Annotated in this window: 2 protein-coding genes; one reads left to right on the plus strand and one right to left on the minus strand. The window is 64.9% G+C overall.

Annotation, left to right across the window (positions count from 1 at the left end; all coding sequences use genetic code 11):
• The coding region (locus AC1DU6_RS29910; protein WP_477861662.1) for an MFS transporter at positions 1 to 862 on the minus strand (862 nt) is incomplete at its 3' end.
• 195 nt (positions 863 to 1057) lie between these two features.
• On the opposite strand from AC1DU6_RS29910, the gene cyoA reads away from it, so the two are divergent.
• A partial coding sequence (gene cyoA / locus AC1DU6_RS29915; RefSeq protein ID WP_477861663.1) for a ubiquinol oxidase subunit II occupies positions 1058 to 1767 on the plus strand: 710 nt, incomplete at its 3' end.

Here is a 1767-nt window from a genome sequence, read left to right on the forward strand (position 1 = left end):
CCTCGGTGCCGTACAGCGCCACCCAGGACAGCGGGAACACGCTCACCAGGTGAAAGAGGGCATAGCTGGCCAGGGCGGCAAAGGCGCCGATGACGATGTGGTGGCCCTGGGCCGGCAGCAGCTCGCGCAGATAGGCGGGGTCGAGTTCCTGCTCTTCCATGCGCTTCTCGTACTCGTGCGTGACGACCAGGCGCAGCCGGGCGAACAGCGCGACGACGTTGATCGCGAAGGCCGTGAAGAAGGGGAAACGCCAGCCCCAGGAAAGGAAATCCTTGGCGTCCAGGCTGCCGAACACGTACAGGAACACGCCCGAGGCGACGAAGAAGCCCAGTGGCGCGCCGAGCTGGCCCAGCATGGCGTACCAGCCGCGGCGGTCGGGCGGCGCGTTCAGCGCCAGCAGCGAGGGCAGGCCGTCCCAGGAGCCGCCCAAGGCCAGGCCCTGGCCAACGCGGGCCAGCGCCAGCAGCCAGATGGCGGCGCTGCCGGCCTCGGCATAGCCGGGCAGCAGGCCCATGCCCACCGTGGAGCAGCCGAGCAGGAAGAGGGCGGCGGTCAGCTTGGCGGAGCGGCCGAAATGGCGCTGGATGGACATGCCGATCAGCGTGCCGACCGGTCGGACGACGAATGCCAGCGCAAAGACCAGGAAGGCGTAAAGCGTGCCGGTCAGGCGGTCGGCAAAGGGGAAGAAGACCTGCGGGAAGACCAACACCGAGGCGATGCCGAAGACGAAGAAGTCGAAATACTCCGACGCGCGGCCGATGATGACGCCGACTGCGATATCGCCGGGGGCCAGATCCTCGTCCGTCCGGGTGGTCACGGGACCCGATTGAGGGCTATGGAAAGTACTACCTGCAACTGCCATTTCGGGCTTGTCTCCGTCTGTGCCTTGGACAAAATGTCCAATCGTTGATTTACCTCAATCAACTTACATTCCATCGCTGCGTGCAAGATCGTTAACCCTGGCGCGCGCCTCAGGATGTACCCCAACAAGTCTCTCCTCAACAGCGCCCTGGTCTTGTCAGCCAGCTTCGCTTTGTCTGGCTGCGATTGGATCGTGATGAAGCCGCATGGCGACATCGCGCAACAGCAGGCCCAGCTCATCGTCACATCCACGCTGCTGATGCTGCTGATCATCGTSCCGGTGATCGCGTTGACGCTGCTCTTTGCATACCGTTACCGCCAGTCCAATGAGGAGGCGACGTACGCGCCGGACTGGGACCATTCCACGCGCCTGGAACTCGTCATCTGGGGCGCGCCGCTGCTGATCATCATCGCGTTGGGCGCCATCACCTGGATCAGCACCCACAAGCTCGACCCCTTCCGCCCGCTGGACCGCATCGCCGAGGGCAGGCCCGTCGCCGCCGACGTGAAGCCGCTGGAGGTCTATGCGGTGTCCATGGACTGGAAGTGGCTGTTCATCTACCCCGASCAGGGCATCGCSACCGTCAACGAGCTGGCCGCGCCGGTGGACCGCCCCATCCACTTCCGCTTCACGTCGACCTCGGTGATGAACACCTTCTACGTGCCCGCCCTGGCCGGCATGATCTACGCGATGCCGGGCATGGAGACCCAACTGCACGCCGTCATCAACAAGGCCGGCGTCTATGACGGCCTGTCGGCCCAGTACAGCGGTGCCGGCTTCTCGGACATGCGCTTCAAGTTCCACGGCCTGACGGACGAAGAGTTCGCGCGCTGGGTCGACGGCAACAAGGCCGGCGGCAACACGCTGACCCGTGCCGACTACCTCAAGCTCGAGCAGCCCAGCAC

The organism is Roseateles sp. P5_B10 (assembly GCF_056400485.1).